General features: G+C 68.6%; 10 protein-coding genes. All 10 read right to left on the bottom strand.

Annotation, left to right across the window (positions count from 1 at the left end):
- Positions 1-45 precede the first annotated feature (45 nt).
- Positions 46-14,088: a hypothetical protein gene (locus tag ACFQ4H_RS26355; RefSeq protein ID WP_377575531.1), complete on the bottom strand. Its 14,043-nt coding sequence runs from the start codon at positions 14,086-14,088 to the stop codon at positions 46-48.
- Positions 14,089-14,139: 51 nt separating this feature from the next.
- The gene (locus tag ACFQ4H_RS26350; protein WP_377575528.1) at positions 14,140-14,481 is read right to left on the bottom strand and encodes a hypothetical protein; all 342 of its coding nucleotides are present in this window, start codon (positions 14,479-14,481) and stop codon (positions 14,140-14,142) included.
- Positions 14,478-14,900: a YbaB/EbfC family nucleoid-associated protein gene (locus ACFQ4H_RS26345; protein ID WP_377575524.1), complete on the bottom strand. Its 423-nt coding sequence runs from the start codon at positions 14,898-14,900 to the stop codon at positions 14,478-14,480. Before ACFQ4H_RS26345 ends, ACFQ4H_RS26350 begins: the two co-directional genes overlap by 4 nt.
- Before the next feature lie 70 nt (positions 14,901-14,970).
- On the bottom strand, positions 14,971-17,730 hold the full coding sequence (locus ACFQ4H_RS26340) for a hypothetical protein (protein ID WP_377575521.1): 2,760 nt from the start codon (positions 17,728-17,730) through the stop codon (positions 14,971-14,973).
- Entirely contained in the window at positions 17,730-18,104 is a 375-nt protein-coding gene (locus ACFQ4H_RS26335; RefSeq protein WP_377575519.1) for a hypothetical protein, read from the bottom strand. The genes ACFQ4H_RS26340 and ACFQ4H_RS26335 overlap by 1 nt, the downstream gene beginning before the upstream one ends.
- Before the next feature lie 48 nt (positions 18,105-18,152).
- Positions 18,153-18,443, bottom strand: a complete 291-nt coding sequence (locus ACFQ4H_RS26330) for a WXG100 family type VII secretion target (protein WP_377575516.1) — start codon at positions 18,441-18,443, stop codon at positions 18,153-18,155.
- A gap of 71 nt (positions 18,444-18,514) precedes the next feature.
- Positions 18,515-18,835: a hypothetical protein gene (locus ACFQ4H_RS26325; RefSeq protein WP_377575514.1), complete on the bottom strand. Its 321-nt coding sequence runs from the start codon at positions 18,833-18,835 to the stop codon at positions 18,515-18,517.
- 120 nt (positions 18,836-18,955) lie between these two features.
- On the bottom strand, positions 18,956-20,287 hold the full coding sequence (gene eccB / locus ACFQ4H_RS26320; protein WP_377575511.1) for a type VII secretion protein EccB: 1,332 nt from the start codon (positions 20,285-20,287) through the stop codon (positions 18,956-18,958).
- A 1-nt stretch (position 20,288) separates the two neighbouring features.
- Positions 20,289-21,671 (bottom strand): type VII secretion integral membrane protein EccD, encoded by a 1,383-nt coding sequence (eccD, locus tag ACFQ4H_RS26315; protein ID WP_377575508.1) that lies wholly within the window; start codon positions 21,669-21,671, stop codon positions 20,289-20,291.
- Positions 21,668-23,500: hypothetical protein (locus ACFQ4H_RS26310; protein WP_377575506.1), on the bottom strand; the 1,833-nt coding region annotated here is incomplete at its 5' end. The genes ACFQ4H_RS26310 and eccD, both read right to left, overlap by 4 nt.

Here is a 23,500-nt window from a genome sequence, read left to right as displayed (position 1 = left end):
GCAGGGCAGCGGCCAGCGCTGGTTCGTCCACGTGGTGCTCGACGGTCAACTGGTCGCCCAGGCCGGCGTCGGGGCGGGCAGCAGCACGACGTACCAGATGTCGTTCGGTCCCGCGCCGTCGCCTGCCCGGTCCGTGGCCCAGGCGTCGAACACCAGCACGCTGCCCGTGCTGATCTGGTTGCGGACGGGGTCGTACCAGCGCAGTTGCGTGCCGGGCAGGACCACCCCGGCGGCGACCGCAGACCCGGCCACGACCAGCACCCGGCTGCCGACTGGCGGATCGTCCGGTCGGTTCCGGGTCGGCCGGCCCACGGTGAACGCGGGGCCGGAGGCAGTCGCCAGCAGGTCGGCCATCATGTCGGCGCGCTGCTGCGGGGTGTACGCCAACCAGGCGGCGGCCATCCCGTCGGGGCGACCGGCGTCTACCGGGCCGGCCGGCGGGGTGCCGGCGGGTGCCGGCCGGGCTTCGGTGTTCAGGCCGGCGGTCACCCCCTGGAGGCCGGTGGCGTCCACCGGCGGAGTGGCCTGGACGACCCACTGGTAGGCCAGGTACCCCTGGTGCCGGTTCAGGTTCTCCACCAGGGCGACCACGCCCGTGCCGAAGTCGTGCAGCGACTCGATCTCCGCCTCGTGCAGGATCTTCAGCTGCGACTCCACCTCGGGCCGGCCCCGGTGCGGGGCCAGATCCTCCTGGACACGCGGTGGCAGCCGTCGTACGGCGCCGTCCAGGGTTTCCGGGCGGCCGGTGACGTCCAGCCGCACCACCTCCCCACTGGGGTAGGCAAGGAACGGCGGCTGCACGGTGGTGCCGCTGCCGACCCGCAGTTCGACCGGGGTGCCCAGGCTCGCGGCGAGGTCCCGGGCGAGCTGTACCCGGTCCAGGGTGGGTACGGCCGTCTCGTCCGTCAGTGCGACCGTGGCGTTGCCCACCTGCCCGGTCGCGTCGGTGCGCAGCACCACCCGTGCCGGGGGCGTACCACCGTTGCTCGCGCGCACCCGGCGGTCCAGTTCCTGGACGACGGACCGACCGTGGCCGGAGCCGGCAATGTCGGTCAGTGCAGCGTCCACGTCCAGGATCGGAACATCGAAGGAGACCGGGGACACCGTACGGTCGACCTGGAGTTGTCCCGCCTCACCGGCCGTCGTGGCCGCGTCGAGCACCCGGAACGTGCTGGTGTGTGCCTGCGACGAGAGTTCGCGGATGTGGTAGCCCTCCCCCACGTCCTCGAAGTGGCGGTCCCGGTCCCGCAGGTCCGAGCCGACCCGGCCGGGGTCCTGCCCGGCGTCCCGAAGATCGTTCCCCGCCGGCACAACCGCCGCCTGGGCCATACTCGGCTCCCGTTGCTCCTGCCCGGAGGCGTCGACGGTGCGCTGGAGTTCCGGTGTGGCCGGCTGAGGGCTCTGTCGCGTGCCCTGCCGCACCATGGCGTCCGGGGCCGGGGCGGGAGCGGGCGTCGTGGTGTGCAGGCGGTCGGCGAGGTGGCGCAGTGCCGGCCTGTGGGCAACGGTGGCGTTGTCACCAAGGTTGCGGATCGCCTCGGCCCACCGTTGCCGCTGCTGCGTCGAGAGGGTCTGGCCCGCGTCCTGTACCAGCGTCGTAACGACGGCATCGGAAACGTTCCGGCCGGCGAGCGTGTCGGCGGTCAGGTGAAGGATCGCCGCGTCCACGGCGTCGACCGGGCCAGGCAGGGAGGCAGCCAGATACGCGAGGGCCGACACGGCGGCCGGTTCTGCCAGATCCGGCCGGGCCAGCAGATCCATCAGGATCTCCTGCCGCCCGGTCAGCGGACCCGACGCCGGGGCCGGTGCCCCGGCCGCTGCGGGTGCCGGTGGGGTGGGGCCATGAAGGTACCGGTACCCGTCCTCGACCCGGCCGTACCGGGCCAGGGTGAGCAGTGCGTCGCGGGCAGCGAGGTCGGGGTCGTGTGGCAGCCCCGCCCGCCGGAGTTGGAGTTCACTGTGTACCCGGTCGGAGAGTAGATCGGCCCGGTGGGTGTCGAGGAAGGTACGGGACGTGTCCCAGTTGTCGATGGCGAGCCACCGGTCGAGGGCGTCGGGGGCTGGCGGCAGCGGATGGTGTACGACCTGGGCCGGCGGCGGTGAGGTGGCCGGCGGTGGGGTGGCCGTCCCGGCCCAGGTGGCGGGCGGTCGGGGTAGCGCCGGAATCAGGCCGGCGGCGGCGGGGACGTCCCGCCAGACGCGGGCAAGGTCGGTCGCAGTCGCCTGGGAGGCGGTCACTGCGGCGCCGAGCCGGTCGGCGTCGGCCAGAGTCAGGGTGGCAAGCAGATTGTCGGTGCCGTGGCTGAGGATCCGCTCGTTGATGTCGAGTGTGGCGCTCAGCGTAGCCACGTCTTGGCTCGGCGCCGTGGGCAGCCGGGCGGCCAGGGCTTGCAGGGTCTCCGGCCAGCCCTGACGGGGGTCGACGGTCCAGGCGGCTGAGGCGATGGCCCGGAAGGTGGCCAGCGGTCCGACCGCCGGGTCGAGAATGTCCGCCACGGCCCGCAGGATGCCCGCATCGGAGATGGCCTCCCGCTCCGGTCTGGGTCCCGTCCCCCGCAGGTCGGCGTCGATCAGATCCGCCAGCGCCCGCAGGCCGGCCGGAGCGCTCGGGTCGGTCGGCGTCACCGCCGCCACCACTGCGGCGAGTACGCCGTGCCGGGCCGTCGCATCGATGGCGTCGAGGTACGCGAAGGCCGCCATCAGTTGCCCGGCACGGATCGCGTCGAGCAGGGCGTGGTGCAGGTTGAGCGCCGGGTCGCCGGCGTCGGGTAGTGCCGAAGTCGTGTCGAGCTCGGCCTGCTGGCCCGGGGGCGGCGTCTGCCGGGCCTGCTGCTGAACCTGCGCCAGCCGCGCTGCGGTCGGGTCGGCCTGCAGCGTCGCGAGGTTGTCCTGCGCGAACTGCCGTGACGCCGTCCAGTTGCCGTCGTGTAGCAGCCAACTGGTCAGCACGTCGGGCTCGACCAGCGTGACAGCCTGAGCCCCGGCGAGTACGTCGTGGAACTGGTCGGCGTCGAGGGTCCGCTCTGCTGTCCCGGGGGTAAGCGGGTCGAGGAGCCGGTACGTGCCGTCGATGTCGAGTCGCGCTGCGGCGGCGCCCTGGGGGCGGGCGATCCACAGTCGGGTACCCGGCCGTAGTGTGTCCGGGGCCTGGGTCAGCGGTCCGGTGCTGGTCCATCCGGGGGGCAGGGCAGGGGCCAACAGTCGCCGCGCACGACCGGCCCGCGCCCCCGGGGGATCGGTGTCGTGCCGGGCGGCGTGGGCTGTGGCCGGGTTCGCGGGTCCGCCGGGCAGGCCCTGGGCGATCCACTCCCGCGCGCGGTCGTCGGCGCTGTCGCGCGCCTGCCGGGCGTGCTCCGCCAACTCCGGGCCGAGCTGTGCGGGTGCCTCACTCTGGGGCGTGCTCTCGGGCGGCACGGTGAGCATCGGGTCCGGGACGGTCGGCTGGTGGTCGGACATCTGTGTCGGGGTGTCCTGGCTGCTGTCCGAGAAAATGGCCTTGGACAACTTACCCTTCGGCGCGCCCCACAAGCTGTCCCCCGGGCCGGGTGGGTCGCCCTCGGCCTGTTCGACCTGCCCGCCGGATTCCGCCCGATCCGAAATCCTCTTTTCTGCGTCGGATTTCTTGTCTTCCGGTTTCTCGTCCAGCGGGTTGATTTCTGGTGGGTGTTGTTCGGTCAGGTTCGGGTCTTTGTCGTTCTTGGGGTTCCCGTCGAGTGCATGGTCGGCGGCCGACTTCTGCTCCTTGGCGGGCGAGGACTCGTCGTCGCGATTGCCCTTCGTGTCGTCGGGCCCGCTGCTCTCACCCTCGGTTTTCTTTGCCTGCCCTTCGGTTACTTTCGCCTTATCTTCGGGAGACTCTTTATTATCTTCGGAAGACTCTTTCTTGTCTTCGGGAGACTTTTTCTTGTCTTCGATTTCTTTCGACTCCTCCTTGGGTGCCGGCTTGGCGAGTTTGAGGAGGAGTTCACCGTGCTTCTCGGCGGCGTCAAGGACTGTTTCAGGAATGCCGAACTTGAGGGCATTGTCCTTTACGGTGATGATTTCGGCTGCACCGCGTGCGACGACGGTCTGTACTTGTCCACCCTTGCGGATGGTGATGTGGTAGGTGACAGGCGCGTAGATTTTGTAGACACGCGCGTCACCTCGGTTCCAGTTGCGGATCTCACCGGAGGGGACGGCGTCGGCGCGGGTGATCTGGACGTTTTGATGGATCCCGGTTCCCTGGATGTTGCCGCTGGTGAGCAGGGTGGGATCGGCGGGAATTTTCGCGCCGAAGGTGGCGGAGTGGGTCTTTCGTTCGGCCACCTGGCTTGACTGCTGCATGAGAGCGGTCTCGTGGTCGTACTTCTCCAACTCGGCCTTTGACACGGTGGAGATCTGCCGGCTCGGGTTGAGTTCGGCACGGACGGTGATGTCGGCGTCCTGGTAGGCATAGTGTCCCACCACCAGGGAGGTGAACTGCGCCCCGTGCTCGTTCATCATCCCGCCGAGTTGGCTCGCTATGTTGTCGACGGTGAGCTGGCCGTCGGCCGGCTGGACGTAGTAGGCGTCCTGTTTGCTCAGCAGGCCGGATGAGTCCACAGCGTCGAAGATTGCTTTTACGCCTTTAGCGCCGGGCACCCGGTCGAAGTTGTCCAGGGGACGGGTGGTCAGCGGGGTGTTGAGGCCGATCGGCGCCTGGTCCCGTAGTCGCAGCCCCTCGAGTGGCATGTCCACCGTCTTGGTCTGGACGACTTCACCGGTGACCTCGTCGGAGCCGCGGATCAGCCCGAAGGTGCCTCCCCGGTCGGACTTGACCTCCCGCAAGCTGTAGCGGTAGATGACCTTCTTGTCGTATTCGGCCAGCGTGTTGAGTCGGGCTCCGGCCATCCTGAGCTGGTTCTCGCCCTTTCCCTCGATGGTGTCGGTCCGCCGGTACTTACCCTTCGACAGTTCCCCGCGAAGGAACACGTCGTCAGGCACCTCACCGCGGCCGCCCCCGTTGAAGGTGACGGTCCAGCCGGCCCCGTCCAGCTCCCGGTCAAACTTCTGGATCGTCGTGTTGTAGCGTTCGTATGCCTTCACGCCCGTGGCACCCGCCCGCGGGTCGGTAGCCTTCCCGATCTGCTGGGCCTCGAGAACCAGGAAGAAGCGACGGCTGCCGCTTTCGAACGGCCAGCCCTTACCGCCATCGCCAAGCTGCGCGACGCTGGCTTCGGACCAGGTGGGCAGGGAGGCCACCTTGTTGGCCAGGTCTGCACCGCCGAACTGGGTCGCCTTCGCGGTCAGGTCGGCAATGAGCGGGCCGTGGCCGAATGTGCTGCCTTCCCTGGTGTAGAGCCCCATCCACATCACGGAGAAGCTGTGGTTGTCCGTGAGGCTGGCCGGCGGAAGCGGATCCTTGGCCCACAGCGGCGCCGACCGCGCCACTGGCTTCCCGGCAGGAACCAGACCCTGTGGGTCATCGAACTCAGCCCGGTGCTGCTGCACGTCACTGAGCAGCACGTTGACCCAGACCGCACCCTTCCGGACGACCGGTGCCGCGCCCGGCACGGTGACGGCATACTGCGCCTCGGAGCGGACGATCGCGAACTGCGTGTCCTGGTATCCCCCTCGATACTTACCGAGCGTGTCGATACGGGCCGACTCCTGTCCGGAACCCTTGGTCCACCGGCCGGCGCCGCTACCACCGGCGCTCCACCCGTCGTGGTCCGGGAGCCAACTGGCCGTACTGTCGAGACTGACGCCGCCTCTGACGATGCGGTCGTTGTAGGTGAGGACGGTACTGCCCTGCTCGATACCGTCCTGGCCTTCCTGGACCTGCTGGTTGTACGGGAACCAGACACGCTCGACACGCGGCCTGCCAAACAACACCGTCCCGAACCCCGTCGTCACCGGACCGACAGGCAGCGTGCCGGCCCCGAACAGGGAGCGCAGCAGCACTGACTTGAACGGCGTTGGAGTAAAGGCACGCCACACGTCAGCCCGCCGTACCTGGTTCGTCTCGATCAGGCCAGTCGACAGGCTGTCCAGCCCCGTAGCGTCGACAAGGGCATAGATCTGAATGCCCGCGGCAGTAAGGACGGAGGGCGTACGGACACTCGGAGCCGTACCGCCCAGCGGAACGATGGGTGGCCAGATCACCGCCGGGTCGACCCCCAGCACGTCCGGTTGCAGCACGTCGATCGAGCCCCTGACGCTCCCCAACCGGTTGGGCGCGCCGTTCCCGACGACCGCGTGCAGGTGGAAGTCGATGCCCACCCCGTATCGCGCCGCCGGCAACTTCTGCCCGTCGGTGTCGGCCGTCAGGTAGCTGGAAAGGTTGCGGCCCTGCTTCGACAACGGGAACCTGGTCCTCACCAGACGCACATCGCCGGTGATCGGATCGTTGGGAATCGCTGGATCTCGCCCGGAGCCTTCGACGTCCGCCAGGTAACCGGTGACCTTCCTCGCAAAGATGATGTCCATGTCCGTCACGCCGACCTGGATCTCGTACGGCGTCATCCCCTTGAACCGGCTCGACCTCACGGTGGCAGACAACCCGATGGTCAGGACCCGGTCGGGGTCTGTCGGCGCGTCCGGGTGCGGCAGTTCGGCAGTCAGGCCGGGCCGGCTTCTGCCCGCGCCGAACAGGTCATCGCTACGCTTGCCCAGATTGGAGGTGGACAGCTCGTTGACCAACTTCAACCAGTTCTGATGAGCCTGATCCGGTTTGTTGATGCCGGCCCCGGTCGGGCCGGCTGCCGCCGCCAGTGCCTGCAACGGGGTCTGTCCGTCGGCTCCAGTCGCGGCAGCCGGGATATAGCCCATTTCCACCAGGCCTGGAACTACCGTGTTGTAGACCGTCCCATTACCCCTGATCTTCTCGACGAAATCGATACCGAGACCGGAACCGGGACGCCACCATTTCTGGTTGCTACGATCCTTCGGCGGTTCCACGACCCCATCCGCGATGTTGGGTGCGGACTCGCCCATGGCGTCCAGCAGCAAGGCCATCCGTCGACTGAGGATCACCTTCTTCTCGCTACCTGCGTCAGCCTTTGCCACCTCCCCTTGCATGTACTCGATCAGTTTCGGGTTCGGAACGAACAGTCGCTCCCCATCGACGCGACGGAGTGTATACACGTCCACGGCGGCCATCAGCGCGTCGGCGGAGCCGCCCTCCACCGACGCGTCTTCGATGTTGGAGGTGACCTCACCTTTGTTGGTCGCCACGACGTTGAGCTTCAAGGTGAAGTCGAAACCGATGTTCTGCAGCAGACCGCCGAGCCGTTTCGAGCGGGTGATCAGGGCACGGTGATTACGGCCGATCTCACTGCCTCGTACGAACCGGACACGTGCCCGACCACCGAAGCGGGGACCACCACCTAGCTTGATCTGACCGATGAACCCGCCACCGCCCCGCCGCTGCCGATCCCGGCCGTTCATGCTCCGCGCCACGTTTCCCCGGATATCGTCAAACCGCAGCTCGTTGCTTATGTCAACCTCGCTACGCTTGATCACCGACATTATCTCGGCAGCGGTCAACGTGAGATTCAGGGTGCGTTCGCCCCGCACCTTGTTGATGCGGAACATCTCCTGGATGTCGTCACCCGAGTACAGCAGTTTGCGAAAATCTATGGAGAGATCGCTGTTACTGAGGTCGCCCTCCAAGGATCGCTGCCAGAACGTGAAATCGTCCACAGACAACCGCTGCCGTAACATGGTCATTACCCGCGCGACGAAGTCCAGCCTGGTTATCCCGAAGTCGAGATCCGAGAGCGGAAACTCCGAAGGGTCGTTGATCTGCTTGGTCACCAGGTAGTCCGGGTCGATCCGGTACATGTCAGCGCGGAAGCCCGGTTTGGCGACCGTCAGGTCTGACGGCTTTCCGTTGTTCCGCATCTTCTCGTCGTGCGGCAGCAACGACTTCGCGACCAGATACGGCAACCTGTCGTGACGGATACTCCCGTCATCGGTGGTCAAGGTGAAGTCCTGCCACTTGCCGGTCTCACGGTCCTGCACCCGGGCCACCCACGCAAGCTCCACCTCGACCCGGCCGCCGTCCTCCTTCATCCGCAGGAACTGGTACTGGGCCGGATTGTTGGAGACCAACGCCCGGGAGCCGAACTGACGCGAATGCTGGACGAGCCCGCCGATCTCGCCCTTCAGCCAGATGCCACCCTGATAGGTCCCCATGAGCTCGCCACCCCACAGACTCCCGTCGAACCGAGAGCCAGCGGCCTCACGATACGAGAACCAGCGCAACTCCGCCTTGCCCGCCTGAAGAATGCTCCCATCGCTACCCCGACTGATCCAGTTCCCCTCACCGCTGACCGGCTTGGCAACCGGCACAGCCCACAACCGGATATCGAAGGAGCGGTCTGCCGTCTCGAAAGCGACCCCATCGTCGACCGCCTTGCCCAGCGACGACTTCAGCTTCTGCTCCAGCGCGGCAGCACTGACAGACCCCTTCGAACCCGGCGTGATCCGGTTCAACCAACCAGCCACGTCCGGCACGAACGACGAAATGTCGAGCACGTTGTGGAACGACGTGATGAGCTTCCCGCGTTCCGCGATCTCCTCAGCGGTGTGACCGGGCAAGGACGGTCGGTACGACTCCGCCCCCTGATGATCATCGGGCGATTTCCAGTCCGCCGTCGCCAACTGAATCAACTTCCGCCCGTAGTCCACCTTGGCACGGCCGGCCTTGTAAACAGCATCGGCCCTGGCCCCGACCGTCTTGATGACGGCGTCCATCCTGGCCCGAGCCGTCGGGCGGGACGAGCCGGCCGCTGGGTCCGGTTGGCCCGAGTCGGGCCGCGACCCGTCCGCTTCTGGCGACGGCGGCGGAGGAAGCGACGGGGTAGCCGCCTCGGACAATATCGTCGCCAACTTTTCGATGTTCGCAGCATTGGTCTGGCTGTCGTTCAGGAACTGCTGTGTCATCCACCGGTAGTCGGCGAAGCCAGCATTTTCGGCGAACGATCTGTTCCGCTGGTGCGCGTAGTACTTGCGGCGCACACTCACCAGTTTCTTGATCTGGGCGTCAGAAACACTCCGACCAGTATCGGTGGTGTCGACCAGCTTCCGGACCTGCGCTTCCTCCGTTCGCCGGGCTGCCGGCGCGTCAGGCATGCCGTCCCACTTCTCGGCACGATGCTGGAACCGGGTCACCACCCGACGGTAACCACCATCAAGCACATGCCAACGTGCGCCACCACCGTCGAACTGCGAATTTCCAAACGTACGCTGAAGCTGACGACGCGCCCACGCCTGAAACGCGTGCGACTGTTCCCATTTCTGCCGCGCCACCGACTTGTCCGCAACCAGCTTCAACATGTCCATCGACAACGGCGCAGAGTCATCGACCCCTAACTTGACCTCCACCACACGCCGCAGAACAGGCACACTCAACGGACCCAACGGCCGCGCCCCCCGGTGGTCCTTCCGATACTGCCGATGGGCCATCTGAACGACCGTGTCCAGGACACTCGCATCACCAGGATCCGAAACCGTCAACCCCGCCTGCCGTGCCAGCCAACGCACCTCCAACGCCCGCTCCGCCCACGGCACGTACGACGACTTCACCACCGTGTCCGACTTCGGATTACGCAAACTCGAAACGTGCTCGTCAATCAACTGGTCGGGAGTCTTCACGGTCGGAGCGGACTTTTCCACCTTTCCGGTGGCCGGACCGGCCACCTTCCCGTCCACCGACGTCACAGGCCCCAGAACCTTCCTGAGAGTACGGAAGCCGGCCGCCCACAACAGCCCGTCACGATCCACCGTCCACTTCGCGGCTCCCAGCCGACTCACATGGCTGTCGAGCACCGCGACGTGATCGGCCGTAACCGTCTCGGCCCCACCGTCGACGTACTCGCGAACCAACGGCAAATAGGCGCTGACCGGCGGAACCTCGAAACTCAGCTTCCGTTTCGCTCGGGCTTCCATCGCCACCACTGTGGCAAGCCAAGAATCGTCCAGCAAGGAAACCAGTGAACCACGTCCAGATGCTCGAAGAGCTCCGCGAAGCTGATCCACCCTCGTCTTCACCGCCGGATCGAATGCCCCGTCCCGCCAGTGATGAACCAACGGCCCCCACACGGCATCACCAACCAACAGGTTCAGATTCGCGTCGAACCTCGCCTGTGCCTGGTCACGAGCCGTCTTCAGGGGGTCGGGCCCCTTACCACGCTCGGACAGCTCGATCCCCGACTCGCTTCCGCTGGCCTCGTCAGCCTCAGCCGACACCCGCCCCGCGGACTCGTCGCGGCGAATCCGAAATTCGAGGTCCTCCAGTTCCGACTTCAAATCAACAAGCTCGGAGAACACCTCCTCGAGCGCCCTGGGCCCAGGCGTCTCAGCCACAATCGTCTCCGGCTCGGGCGCAGGCGGCTTGGGCGGAACCACAGACCCCCCGGTCGACGTCTTGACGCTGACCTCCGGCACAGCGGCGTTGTAGTGGTTGTAGTGGTCGGGCTGTGCCGGGTCGAGGGCCACGTGGTACAGCGTCACCGGCTGGCCGGCGGGCGGCCCGTACTGCTGCTCGACTGGGCGGACTCCGTGCCCGGTGGTGGTCTGCAGGACGGTGATCCGGCTACCGGTGGCATGGGCCAGCAACGGCAGCAGGAACGGGCCGGTCCGGGTGGAGGACCACCTGTTGTCCCAGCCCTCCACGGTGGCGCGGACCTCGGTCAGCTCGGCGGACTCGAGTGGCCCATCGGACCTGTTCACCAGGTCGACCAGATACTCGCGGGCCTGCTGCGGCGCCAACGCCGCCACTGGGAAACCCCCGTGCTGGTTGACGAACTCCAACTGCTGCTGCGGCACCGTCGTCAGCGGACCGGGATCCCGCCCCGACTCCATCAGGTTGGTATGCACCTCGGAGTACCGCGACTCAAGTGCCGCCCGATCCAGGAAACCAGCGTCGGTGACATGGCCACCGGTACGCTCCACCAGTTTCCCCAGTACCTCCTCGTCACTGAGCGTCTGTATCCACTGGCCCCCCTGCCCCAGATCCGGCCGCTGCCTCACCACATCAGCCGGCAGCCGGTCGGCGTTACGGTCCAGGTAGTCCCGAACGTGGTCCCGCAACGCCTCGCTCACCCGGGTCAGTTCGGGATCCCGTGGCACCCTCATGTCAGCCGTCCGGGCCACGGTGTCCCGTACCCGCGCGGGATCGGACAGGAACAGTTGCAGGTCCGCAGACAGCCGCTCCCCCAGCGCCGTACGGACCAGGTCCGGGTTGGTGGCGATGAAGGCGTACAGCATGCAGTAGCCGTCGCCCCGCACGGTGAACATCGGGTCCGGCCCGGGCGGCTGCTGATCGGCCATCCGGGGTGGCGTGTCCTGACCACTGGCCCAGAAGGCGGCCACGCTGGTCTGCCCCTCGGCAGCGCTGGCGGCCCCGGTCGGCCGCTGTACCGGGCCGGGACTGCCGGCCACCCCGGCGTAGTGCGGGGCCAGCGTGTCCACGATCTGCCGCAGGTCGCTGTCGGTCACCGGCAGTTCCCCGGCCGGGTGGTGGTGTCCCATCAGCGACGGGCCGGTGTCAGTGGTCCGCGGCTGTCGTCGCGGCGGAATCGCGTCGGTTGCGCCGAGGAAGTGCAGGATCTCGTGCGCGTACGTGGCCGGTGGTTGCCCGAACGCCCAGTGCACCTGGTCGGTCGCGCTGTCCGGAGACCCGACGGCGATCGTGGCGTGCGCCTGCCCGGGATCGTCGACGAACTGGACCTCGACCCGCATCGGGACATCCACCTGCGGCAACCGGTATCCGGGCTCGTTCAGGTACCGCGTCACCCCCTCCTGGGCGGCCTGCCTGACCGCATCCAGGTCGACACCCGGCTGGCCGGTCAGGTGCAGCCGGACCTGGAACACCCAGGCGTCCGGGCGCGGGGTCAACGCGTACCGCACGGCGATCCGCTCGCCACCACCGGCCGGCCGGGTCACCCTGTCGCCGCTGAAGTCGAAGGCCTCTCCGGTGCGCCGCCACCGCTCCGCGTCGATCTCGACGGTGCCCGGTGCGACGGCCGGGGACGGCATCGGCGGGGTCGCGGCCCCGCCGAACATCTCGTGGTACCCGGCCAGCCACTCCTGCTGGAACGACGTGGCCAGTGCCTCGTGGCCAGCCGGGTCGGTCCCGTACCGCTCGGCCAGCGCGGTGAACTGGGCGTCTGCCAGGCCGACCGGGGCGGAGGCGGTGTCGACAGGAGCGGCGGCAGCCGGAGCAGAAACAGCCGGAGCGGAGGCGACCGGAGTGGAGGCGGCCGCGAAGCGGGCGGGAAGGTCGCTGGTCGCCTGCCGGACCACGTTCGTTACGGCCGTCACCTGCGCGTCGCCCGGCCGGGCCGGCACGGTAGGCAGCGCGGTGGTACCGAGGATCGCGTCAACGCCCCGGTCGATCTGGAGCCGTACCTCGCGCTCCACCGCCTCGCGCACGGCGACGGACGGCGCCGGGGCCCCGGAAACCCCCGGCGTGCCGGTAACGCCTGGCGCACCTACGATCCCCGGCGCGCTGACAGCTGCTGAGCGGCTGGCGGCGAAGTACTGGTCGATGTGGTGCTCGGCGGCCAGGTGAGCGACGGAGCGCAGTGCCTGCCGGTCGAACTCGGCCGGCAGGGCGGCCATGATCTGCTCGGGGGTGGTGTCCGACTGCGTCAGCGCGTCGGTCATCCGCGCCACGGCCCGGTCCCGGACACCGGCCAGATACTGCTCGCTCAGCGCGGTGCCGGGCAGACCGAACCTGGACAGGAGGGTGGTGACGGCCGCGTCACCGAGTCGGGCGTCGACCCACCCGGCAAAGGTGCGCTCGACCGACACGGGGAGTGCGGCCAGGCTCTGCCGCGCCTGCACCACCCCGGCCAGCAGCCCGCCGTAGCGGTCCACGAGATCCCGCTGGAACCGCTGCCACTGCTCGATCAGTACGCCCGTGGTTGCAACCCAGTTGGGCACCGGCACCAGCGGTACCGACAGTGACGGTGCGGGCAGCGACGGGCCGTCCGGGCCGGACACCGCGACCGGGGGCGGGGGGACCTGCCTTCCGGCGGCATCGGTCACCAGATCGTCGACCCCCGGCTGGTACGTCGTCGAGGTCTTCAGATCGACCGGTGCCGGCGTCGGGTCCACCACCGGCTTGCCCGTCGCGGAGAAGCCGGTGCCACCGGGCAGCCGCAGCCGGGGCAGGGCAGGCGGGGTGTACCCGAGCCCGATGGCACCTCGACGCCCGCCAAGCCCGGCTCCGGTGGCGGCCACGCCGGTGCCTCCCGACACCGCCCCGGAGATGGCGTCCGGGCCGGCGCTACCGGTGTCGTAGTGATGATCGACGATGTAACTGGCGCCGATGCCGCCGCCCACCTCCATGACGATCTCGATGCCGGGCCGCATCACCATGCCGGCCAGTGGGTCACGCCTGGACTCCCTGACGCCGATCTTGCCCAGGCCGGTGGCCACGACAGGGACAGCCCGATTCAGCGCCGGCCCGGCCACCGTGCTGATGGCCGCCACCGCCAGTCCGTACAACGCCTGCTTGCCGACCACTGCCCAGTTGACCTCGGAGATGAGGCCGTCGGCCATCTGCCAGAGCTGGGCCAGCAGCGAGGAGCCCGGCATGAAGAGCATCTGGATCGCCGTACTACGCACCGCCGCCTTGGTGATCGAGGAGCGCAGGACCGTCTGGATGATGGTCCGCGTGGTGGCGACGCGTTGCGCCGCGTCCACGGGGGCGAAGAACGCCTCCGCGGCGGCGATGGCCAACTCGATCATCATGAAGATGAACATGATGAGGGCCTGGCGTTCGAGGTAGTCCATTTCGACGAGATAGCCGCGCATCGCCTCGGCCACCTCGTTCTGCAGAGTGGCCACCTCGGCCAGGATCGCGACGAACGGGGCGGTCTGGGCCACGAACCGGGCGGCGGTCTGGCCGTCCACCGAGTTGCCAACCGCCTTGATCGTCTGGGCCAGTTCCGGCCCGAGCAGATTACGCACCCGGTCGGCCAGCGAGTCGAGCATGTTCGCGTCGCGCAGTAACAGCGACAGCTTCGCCCGGGGTAGCTTCATGGCGGTGAACACCTCCAGCGCCCGCTTCGTGCTTTCGCTGGTCTGAAGGGTCCTAATGGTGGTGAAAGCCATCGCGCTACGCTTCTTCCCCGCCCTGAATCAGGGGTACTCGGTGCGGATCGGTCAGCCGCGGTGTCCGCCACCCCAGCCGCCGGCGGCCTCGGCGTTGCTGGCCTCGGTGTTCTCCCCGATACGATGGACAATGCCCAGCTTCTCGCCCTGGATTCCGACCACCTCACCGAGTGCGCCGTACGCCGGGAGCACGTACTTCATGAGCATGCCGTGCACGGCCTCGCGGGCCTGCAGGGTGACTTTGTCGTCCTCGGGAACGTCGTCCGCCCACCGACAGGCGGCGATGTCGACCAGGAGGCTCACCGTATCCATCAGGTGGCCCTGGAACTGGCCCAGCAGCGGCACCCGCCGGGCCAGGCCATCTCCGGAGAACTCGATCCGTGACGTACTCATGTCGCCGACCGTCCACGCTGCCGGTCGTCGCCGGCGGAGGCCAAGCCGACGATGCCCTCGATGAGTTGCTCCATGCTCGCGGCCGTCCGTGCGGTGTCACCGAGCCGGAAAAGGTCACCGGTCAACTCGGCCGTACCGGCCATCACCTTGCGCTGGGCGCCTTCGCGGGCGGTACGCGCCGTGGCCACGATCAGGTCGGCCAGTTCGGCCGGCGCGAGTTGCCGGTAGGCGTCCCCGTTGAAGGTGATCTGGGTCAGCTCACCGTGCCCACCCACTGTCACCGACAGCAGCTTCTTCTTGTCCTCCACGGTGGTCTTGGCCTGGTTGACGCGCCGGCGTACCCGGTCGGCCGTGGCCTGTACGCCGTCCAGAGCCGACCGCATCTCGGCCAGCAGTTCCTCGTCGCCCAACATGGTCATCGCCGTTACCTCCTCTGTGCTACCGCACGGCTGAAGCGTGGCGCCGGGTTCATCCCGGCGCCACGGTGGTTCACCGTCTCCAGTACGGGCGGTGGTCGTCCTGCGTGCCGGTGCGCTCGTCGACAGACTTGTCGTACTCGTCGTAGTCGTCGTCCCCCACCCGGGTCTTGCTGCCACGTCGGCCGACCACCGCGGGTGCGCAGTCGGGGTCGGTACCCCAGACCTTCTCGTCCTCCTTCAGCCAGGTGGTGCGCTGACGGTCAGGCTCCTGTCTGGGTTGGTGTCCGCCGCCGTGCATGCCCGGCATCCCCCCGAACATCCCCGGCATGTACGGCATCCCGCCGAACGACGAACTGTCTCCGCTCGTCTGCGTGGCACCGGTAGTCGACCCGGCCCCACCTGGGCCGCCGATGGGCAGACCCAACCTGTCCTGGCTCAGCGCCCCGGCCGAGCCGGACACGCCGGGCACCGAGGACAGGCCGCCGGTACCGACCTGCACCCCGGGAACGTTCGGGTACGTGGCAGCACCGGGCTTGGAGATGTCGCCGAACGGTGGGGGTTTGACGGTGTCGTCCTTATCCGGATTGGGCGACACTTCCAGGCCGTCGACAGTGGTCGGGAACGGGTTGATGACCACCGGCGACGTGGGGCTGGTGGGGTACCACGGCAGCTTGCTCGGATCTATCAGGCCCGGTACGGACGTGACCCCGCCGGACTGCCCCGACGGTTTGGTCAGCCCGAGGTTCGCCCGTCCTTCCGGGTCGAGCGGAACCTCGTCCAGCAGCCCGCCCTGTTGCAGAGCCGTGAGTTGCTTCGGAGTGAGCTGACCGAGCGTCGTCGTGCCATTCGGCACCGCCAGGCCATTCTCCCGCAGGTAGGCGGCCTGCTCAGCAGTAAGCGGCACATCGTCCAACAACCCGGCCGAGTCCAACTGCCGCAACTGGTCCGGCGTCAGGTCACCCAACGTCTGCGGCTCGATCAGCCCGAGCTTTGCCCGCTGGTCGTCGGTGAGCGGGGTCTCGTCCAGTAGCCCGCCCTGTTGCAGAGCCGCGAGTTGCTTCGGAGTGAGCTGACCGAGCATCGTCGTGCCATTCGGCACCGCCAGGCCATTCTCCCGCAGGTAGGCGGCCTGCTCAGCAGTAAGCGGCACATCGTCCAACAACCCGGCCGAGTCCAACTGTTGCAACTGGTCCGGCGTCAGGTCACCCAACGTCTGCGGCCCGGTCAGGTTGTTGTACGTCTGACCGGGCGTCGGGCCGTTGGCGAACGGATTGGCCGAGCTGCTGAACACGGAGCCGTTGTCCAGGCCGTTGGCGAACGGATTGCCCAGGCCGCCACCGTATGCGACCACGCCCCCGCCGTTTGGGAACGGGCTGTCGATTCCGCCGCCGTTTGCGAACACGCCACCACCGTTCGCGAACGGATCGTCCACACCCCCGCCGTACGCGAACATGCTGCCCCCGTTGGGGAATGCGTTGTCCCAGTTGGGAAATGCGTTGTCCCAGTTCGGGAACGCGTTATCCCAGTTCGGAAATGCGTTGTCCCAGTTCGGGAAAGCATTGTCCCAGTTGGGAAACGCGTTATCCCAGTTCGGGAAAGCATTGTCCCAGTTGGGAAACGCGTTGTCCCAGTTGGGTGCCCCAAGGTTGTTGGGCATCGGCAGGGGCGGCACCGGGTCGGGGGCGGCAAGATACATCGGGTTGCGCGCGTCCGCGAACGCCGTCACCAGGCTCGTCGCGGCGGTCAGCACCGGCGCAAAGGTGTTGATGACGTTGTTGGCCCACATCTGGCGCAGATGCTGGTCCAGCTTGTTCCATTCACCAATATTGAAAGCATCGAACGAGTGGTATTTCAGCCAACTCGGCGGTGTCCACAGGACGGCCCCTACGTCTTTCCCTGGAATCGGGGTTCGGCCGTTCTTGTTTCCTGTCTTGTTCCCGGTGTTGGCATACTGGCTGCCCAGGTCCCAGGCGTTCGACCGGCCATCGTGCAGGTCACCGTACTGGAGCGTGCTCTGGTTGAACATGGCGGCGATGACCCGGTAAGGGTGCTGCCAGGTACCGGCCGGGGTGATCTCGGACCACTTGTTGTTGGCGTCCAGCAGCGCCTTGACAAACTTCTTCATTGCCTCCTCGGCCTGGTACAGCACACCGTCCCAGCGCTTGAACTGGTCGTGGATGTCGCTGACGTACCGGTTTGCGCTCTGCACCCGGCGGTACCAGGCCGATTCAGCGGAGCCCTTGAAGTCGTCGCTCTTGATGTTCACCAGGTTCATCTGGTCCGTCAGGCGACCCGAGATTTTCATCGCGTGGGAGGTCAGGACGCCCAGAATCTGGCGTACCGCCGCGATCGAGTTCGGGTCGAACGACGTACCCACCCCGGCCACCAGCGGGATCTCGTTGCGGATCGTTTCCCACGCGGAGCCGAGTGCGATGACCGGGTTCGCCGTTGGATTGACCGTCTTCGTCGGATCGCTGGTGTTCCGCTCCTGCCCCTGATCGTTGTTCCGGTTGGTCAGCCCCACCCACACCGTCAGCCGGGTGATCCGCTTGATCGCCCCGTCCTGGCTCCACTTGTAGAAGGTGACCGCGTCCTTGTTGTACTCGGGTGCCCAACCGCCGGTGTGACTGAGCGTGCTCGACTGGGCTATCAGCCAGTAGCCCGGGCCCTTGATGGTCCGCGGGCGGAAGCCGTCGTTGATCGAGGTCTTGTCCCCGGACTGGCCACCCCCGGATGCGGAGGTGGCCAGCGTGTGCTGTCCGGGTGTGCCGCCGAGAACCAGCCCCAGGATGCTCGCCAGGATGTCCTCGATCGTCGCAGTGTTCGTCATCACGATCCCCCGGACTGGGGCATGAAGTACTCGAACTGCTCGGCACTCAACGTGCCCAACTCCTCGGTGGCCTCGGAGTCGGCCAGCAGGAACTTGATGCCGAACTCCAACGTGTTGAGTTCGCCCCGCGCGCTCTTGAACCGCTCGGCCAGCCCCGCCCGGGTGCTGTCGATCCTCTCCACCAGCGCCACCGCCTCGCTGAAGCCCGCCCCGCCAAGGTGCAGCGTGAACGGCTTCGTGAAGTCGACCTTCGATTCCGGCAGCGCGCCGTACGGATAGATCTTCCCGTAGATCCGGTCGATGTCGTCGACCAGCTCGGCGTAGGTGGCCTGCAGCTTCCGCAGGTAGCTCTCGTTGATGACGATGTTCTGCATCAGGTCTTCCTCTCGACGGGGACGGCGTCGGCGGGGACGCCGTCGCCCCTAGCCACCGAAGACGGCCGCGCCCCTGTTGTCGCCGTGGATGTAGGTCTGGGTGATTTCCTGGAGGCGCTGCTGCCCCATGGCCAGGGCTTGCCGCATCTCAAGCTGTCCCTGCTCCCACAACCGCTGGGCGGCGGCGTAGGTGTCCGGTGCCTGACCGTTGTTGGCCACGATGAACCGCTGCACTGAGACCTGGAGGGCTGCCAGCGATTGTTCGAGCTGGCGGGTCACCCTGGCCATCTCGCCGGCAACCTCCTGTGCCGCAGCGGGATTGATGCTGTAGTTGGCCATTGTCGGCCTCCTTCACGTTCGTCGGTCCGGATCTCCTCGACCCGGGTCTTGGTGGGTGGGACGCTGGACGGTCAGGGTGTGGCCCAGCCACCGGCCCGAAGGGCGGTGTCGTCCTCGGTCGTGGTGGTCAGTCGCGCGTAGGTCTGCATGTTGCCGTTGAGCATGTCCAGGCCCTGCCGGACCCGCTGGAAGCCGGTCAGCCACTGGTCGACGGCCTGGAGGAACCGCGGCGCGGCCGAGTCGCTCTGCCACTGGGTGGCCAGGCTGCTGCGGGCGTTCACCACGGTTTGCTCGCTGGTCCTGGCCTCGCTCTGGCACTCGCCGAACGCCATGACCATGGCGGTGATGGTCGCCTCGTCGGCGACGATCCCGCCGTTGTTGATGGTTGACATGACACTCCCTGTCTCTCATCCGACGCACTGTCGCCGGAAGGTGTGCGATGTACTCGTGCCTGCCGTGTCCACGCAGTCGGCCTGGCTGCGGCGGCGAATCGGTTCGGTGCCCCGGCGGTCTCACCCCCCTCCCGGCCGGGCCAGTACCGGCCCGAGGGGCAACATGGCGACCAGCCCGGTGGGCACCACCACGGCCTGGTCGAGGGAGTACCCCAGGGTGGGGATGTCGCTGCCACTGATCGGGTACGCGATCCCCCGCTCGTCGACCAGCAGACCCCGCTGCCGGTACGGGTCGGCCCCCGCGCTCGCCGGGGGCATCAGCAGCGCTCCCCCACCCGGCGTCACCCGCACCGTCGCTACTGGCTTCCCAGCACCTTGGCCGGTCGGCGTACCGGTGGCGGCTCCCAGGACTACCGTGGGTTTCTCATCGGCCCGCCCCGCGTACTCCACGCAGACGACGAAACCCTCCGGTGTGGGCGGTGGCTCGGGCGGAGTGGCCGGCAGCGTGGTCAGCGGTCGTACCGGGCTGCGCTGGCCGGCGGCGGCCAGATCCGCCGCGGTGATCGAGGTCTCCCTGACCGAGCCCGGCGTGGCCCGCTTCAGCAGGTACTCGGTCTCGGTCAGCGGGGCCAGTCCGCCGGTGGTCATCAGGTAGTGGCCGACGGTGCCGTTGCCCATGTCCACGGCGAACATCTGGCCGATCGACGTCGGCCGGCCGGCCACCGTCGGCCCGGCGCCGCCGGCCCCGGCCACGCTCGGTGGGCCGGCGGTACCGTCCAACGGGATCAGGTCCAGCCAGGCGGCCGACACCGGCACCGGAGCCAGCAGCCCCAACCCCAGCACGTCGGCCACCCAGGACTGGGTCAGCAGCAGGCGCCGCCCGCCCCACAGCAGGTAGGTCCGGCCGTCCGCGGTGACCGGCAACGCCTGCCCGGCGCCGAGCGATTCGGGGGCCGCCGGCACGTTGACGTCCAGGACGATCCGCCCGGCACCCAGGTCACAGGCGCGCCAGACGCCCCGGTTGATCCGGTTGGCCGCGGGCAGCACCTGTGGTCCCGCCGGGGTACCCACCGCGGCACCCCGCGGCACCTTGGCGAGTTGGGACGAGGACACGGTGATCGGGGTGAGCCGGCCACCGGCCAGCAGGGTGGCCGTTGCCACGTCGTCGACCGGGCTCAGCCGACCGTTGACCAGCACGTACCGAGCCCCGGTCGAGGAATCCACCACCAGCATCCGTGGCTGCTGCCAACGGGTGGAGCCCGATCCCGGCATCAGCGCCCAGACCGCGACCACGCCCAGCAGCACGATCCCGAGCACGACGCCGACGACGGTGCCGGTACGGTCCCGGCGGGTCGGCAGTTCGGCGGTCTCCGGCTCGGCCCGCACCAGCGCACCGGTCACCCGGGCCATCATGTACCGCTGGGCGTCCACCTGGTCACGACGTGAGGACATGTCAACCCACCCGCGCCCGGATCACGTCGATCAGGTTGGTGATGACCACCACGATCGGCACCAACGCGGCCACCGCCCCGGTGTGCACCCAGTCGCCCAGCCGGCCCCAGATCGGGCTGAACCGCCGGCCGACCGGGATCCGCGCGGCGAGCCCGCACACCACCACCAGGGTCAGGCAGCAGCCGACGGCCAGTTGGGCGGCGAGCGGCCCCCGGACCGTGGTCGCGGTCAGGCACCAGGTCGCAATGGCGAGAAGTCCCGGGCCGGCCAGCGCCAACCGGTGCCAGGTGCTCGTCATCGCGCGGGTGACCAGGATCTGGGCGACAGCGGCCAGCCAGGCGGCCAGTGGTGCGGCCCAGCCGGGTGCCGCCGCCAGCCACACGACCGCAGCCCCGGAGACCAGCCCGAGTGCCGCATACATGGCGGTCATGAACTGGTCCGCCGTGGCGGCCCGGGTGAGCACCTCGGCGGCCGGTTCCGGGTCGATGTTCTTCTGCAGGTCCGCAGGTTCGGCGGGCATCTCCGGTAGGGCGAATCCGGCGAGTTTGAAGGCGAGCGCCGGCACCGCCGGGCGCAGGGCCGTGGTGACGGTGACCACGATCGCGGCGATCGCGGTCCAGTCCAGCGTGGTCTGGACGCGCAGCCCGAGTGCGGTGGCGACCAGCAGCCACGCCGTCAGCAGGCCGACGGTGATCTGCCGCCAGCCGGTGCGCGGGAAGACGAACACGGCCACCAGCAGCGCGGCGACGGTACCGGCGGTGGCACCCGCGAAGACCAGCCGGGGCGCGGGATGGGTACCGACCGCGCCGGCCAGGAAGGCGAGCACCGTCGCGGCCACGCAGGCGGCACCCAGGATGCCGGCCGTCACCCGGTCGGCCAGCTTGCGTACCACCGCGAAGCCCGCGACGAAACACAGGAGCGCCATCGCCGCAAGCAGCATCGGGCGCCGGAGCACGTCCGGCCACGTCCACGTGACGGCCAGCCCGGCGGCCAGCCAGGCGGCGAACAGCAGCAGGGCGGTGACCCGGGTGGTCTGCGGGTGCCACAGCCCGGACCGCTTGCGGATGCCGGCCGAGATACCGTCGACAAGGTCGTCGTAGGCCAGTGGTGGAATCTGGTCGGTACGGGGTCGTACGTGCACGACCTCGCCGTCGAGCAGGTCGAGGTCGTCGACGGTGCTCGACTCGTCGAGTGCGGGCCCGCCCAGCCGTTGCACGATCCAGCCGCTGTGCTCCAGACCGCGGTCCGCGAGGTCCGGCCCGAGCGCGCTGAGCAGGGCCGGCATCATGTCGGCCAACGGGATGTGGGTGGGCAGGCTCACGTCGACCTGGCTGGTCGGCCCGACAACCAGCAGCCGGCAGAGTTCCCCGCGCTCGGTGCTCATACTCCGAGCACGCCTTCAGTGTCGCCGGAGTTCACGGCTTGTTGTCCGCCGTACTGTCGCCTGCCGTTCAGCGGCCCGTGCGCGGGGGCGGGCAGCAGCCGGGCCGGCACGGTGCGCTCGCCCAGGAACCAGTACTCCCGAACGGCGGTGGCCCCCGGTGTGCTGCCGGAACCGAACCAGGTGGTCGGTGTCGCGGTACGGTCCAGCAGCGCCTCCGCGTCGGGCGGCAGTACCACCACGTCGAGGGTCCGGTCCTGGTTACGTCGCCGGTCCGTGACCGACGTGACCGGGCCGAGGTCGGCGGACAGGTCCCTGAATGCCAGTAGCAGTGCGGTCCACGCGGTGTCCGGGTCGGACAGCCCGCGTACCAGCGGGGCGACCGCGGTGAGACACAGGTCCCCGGAGCGCGACAGGTGCTGCCAGCGCAGCAGGTTCACGCAGGCGACCAGGGTCGGCAGCGGGTCCGGGTCCGGGCAGGCAACCGGTGGCTGGCCGTCGACCGGCGGCAGCCAACTCAGCTCGCTGTACCCGCACACCGCCGGCGCCGGCTTGACCAGATCGGCCGCGCCGATGCCCAGCCGGGCCAGCAGCCACTGGTGCACCCGTCCGGTACGCATGGCGGTGACCGCCCAGGTCCAGGCGACCGGCTCCCCCTGCCACCCGGACCCATCCGCCTGAGGGGCGCGGACGGCGTACAGGTCGCGCGGGTCGCGCAGGTAGTTGTACCGTGCACCCTCCAACCACAGGGCCAGCGCGGGATGCCCCGCAGGTGCCGCGATCACGTCGTTGAGGACGATCTCGTCGGTGAGCGCATGCAGCGTGAACCCGTACGTCGACGCCGCGACCCGGTCGAGGAGTTCCGGCAACCGGGCCGGCCCGCCAGCCTCCGGCCGCCCGTGCCACCGGCCCCGGAACAGCCGGTACCCATCGCCGGCCAGGTCCCCGGATGGTGCGGCGGCCCGCTCGCCGGGTGGGGGCGTGGCGTCCGGGGAGAGGTGCAGGTCGCCGTCGGCGTACAGGCCACCGAACCGGTGCACCACCTCGACCCGCAGGTGGTCGCTGGCTGCGGCGAAACCCTGCGGCAGCCCACGGTTCAGTTCCAGGGCGTACGGGGTGTGCAGGGTCATCGGTGCGTTCGCGTGGAACAGTTCGGCCACACTCACCAGATGGATGCCGTGGGCGGTGGCCCAGGCCAGCAGAGCGCGTACCGGGGTCAGCGGATCGGGCCGGCCGTCGGGCGTGGGCGGGGTGGTGCGGGCCGAGTCGAAACAGGCGCGCGGAATGTCCGTCCAAAGTACGAAGTCGACCTGGCCGGCGTAGCTGTCGGCCGCAGCAGCGTAGTTGACCCAGAAGCCGTTCGTCTCCGGCAGCGGCCGGCCGAGCCAGATTCCGTGCACGACGTGCGGGATGGTGATGGTGCCCGGCAGCGGTGGCGTGTGCTCCGGTTGGCCCCAGCACCGGGCGGCACCGTCGCGCCGGAACGTGCTGACCCGGCCGGCGTCCGCGGCAAGGGCCGCCGGCGACAGTTCGGCGGCGCTCGGGGCCGGACGGGTCATGCTCACCCGCCGCAGCAGCGGCGCGACCAGGTGCGGCGCGAGACGGCGTACGTCGGTACCGGCGAGGAAGTCCGGTGCCTGCGGCAGCCGACGGGAGCCGAAGATGTCACCACCGATCCAGCGGCGCGCCAGGTTCTCCTCGGCCGCCCAGGTGTACAGCCCCGGGTAGGTCATCCGGCGCAGCCAGGCCACTAGCGCCGCGTCGGGTGGCCAGGCGGTCGGTGCCGCGGACGGCCCGGGAAGGCAGGCCGCAGCCCGCAGCCGCCGCGCCAG

Origin of the sequence: Micromonospora sonneratiae (genome assembly GCF_042679305.1) — a bacterium.
GTDB lineage: Bacteria > Actinomycetota > Actinomycetes > Mycobacteriales > Micromonosporaceae > Micromonospora_H > Micromonospora_H sonneratiae.
This window is presented reverse-complemented; position numbering and strand designations above follow the sequence as displayed.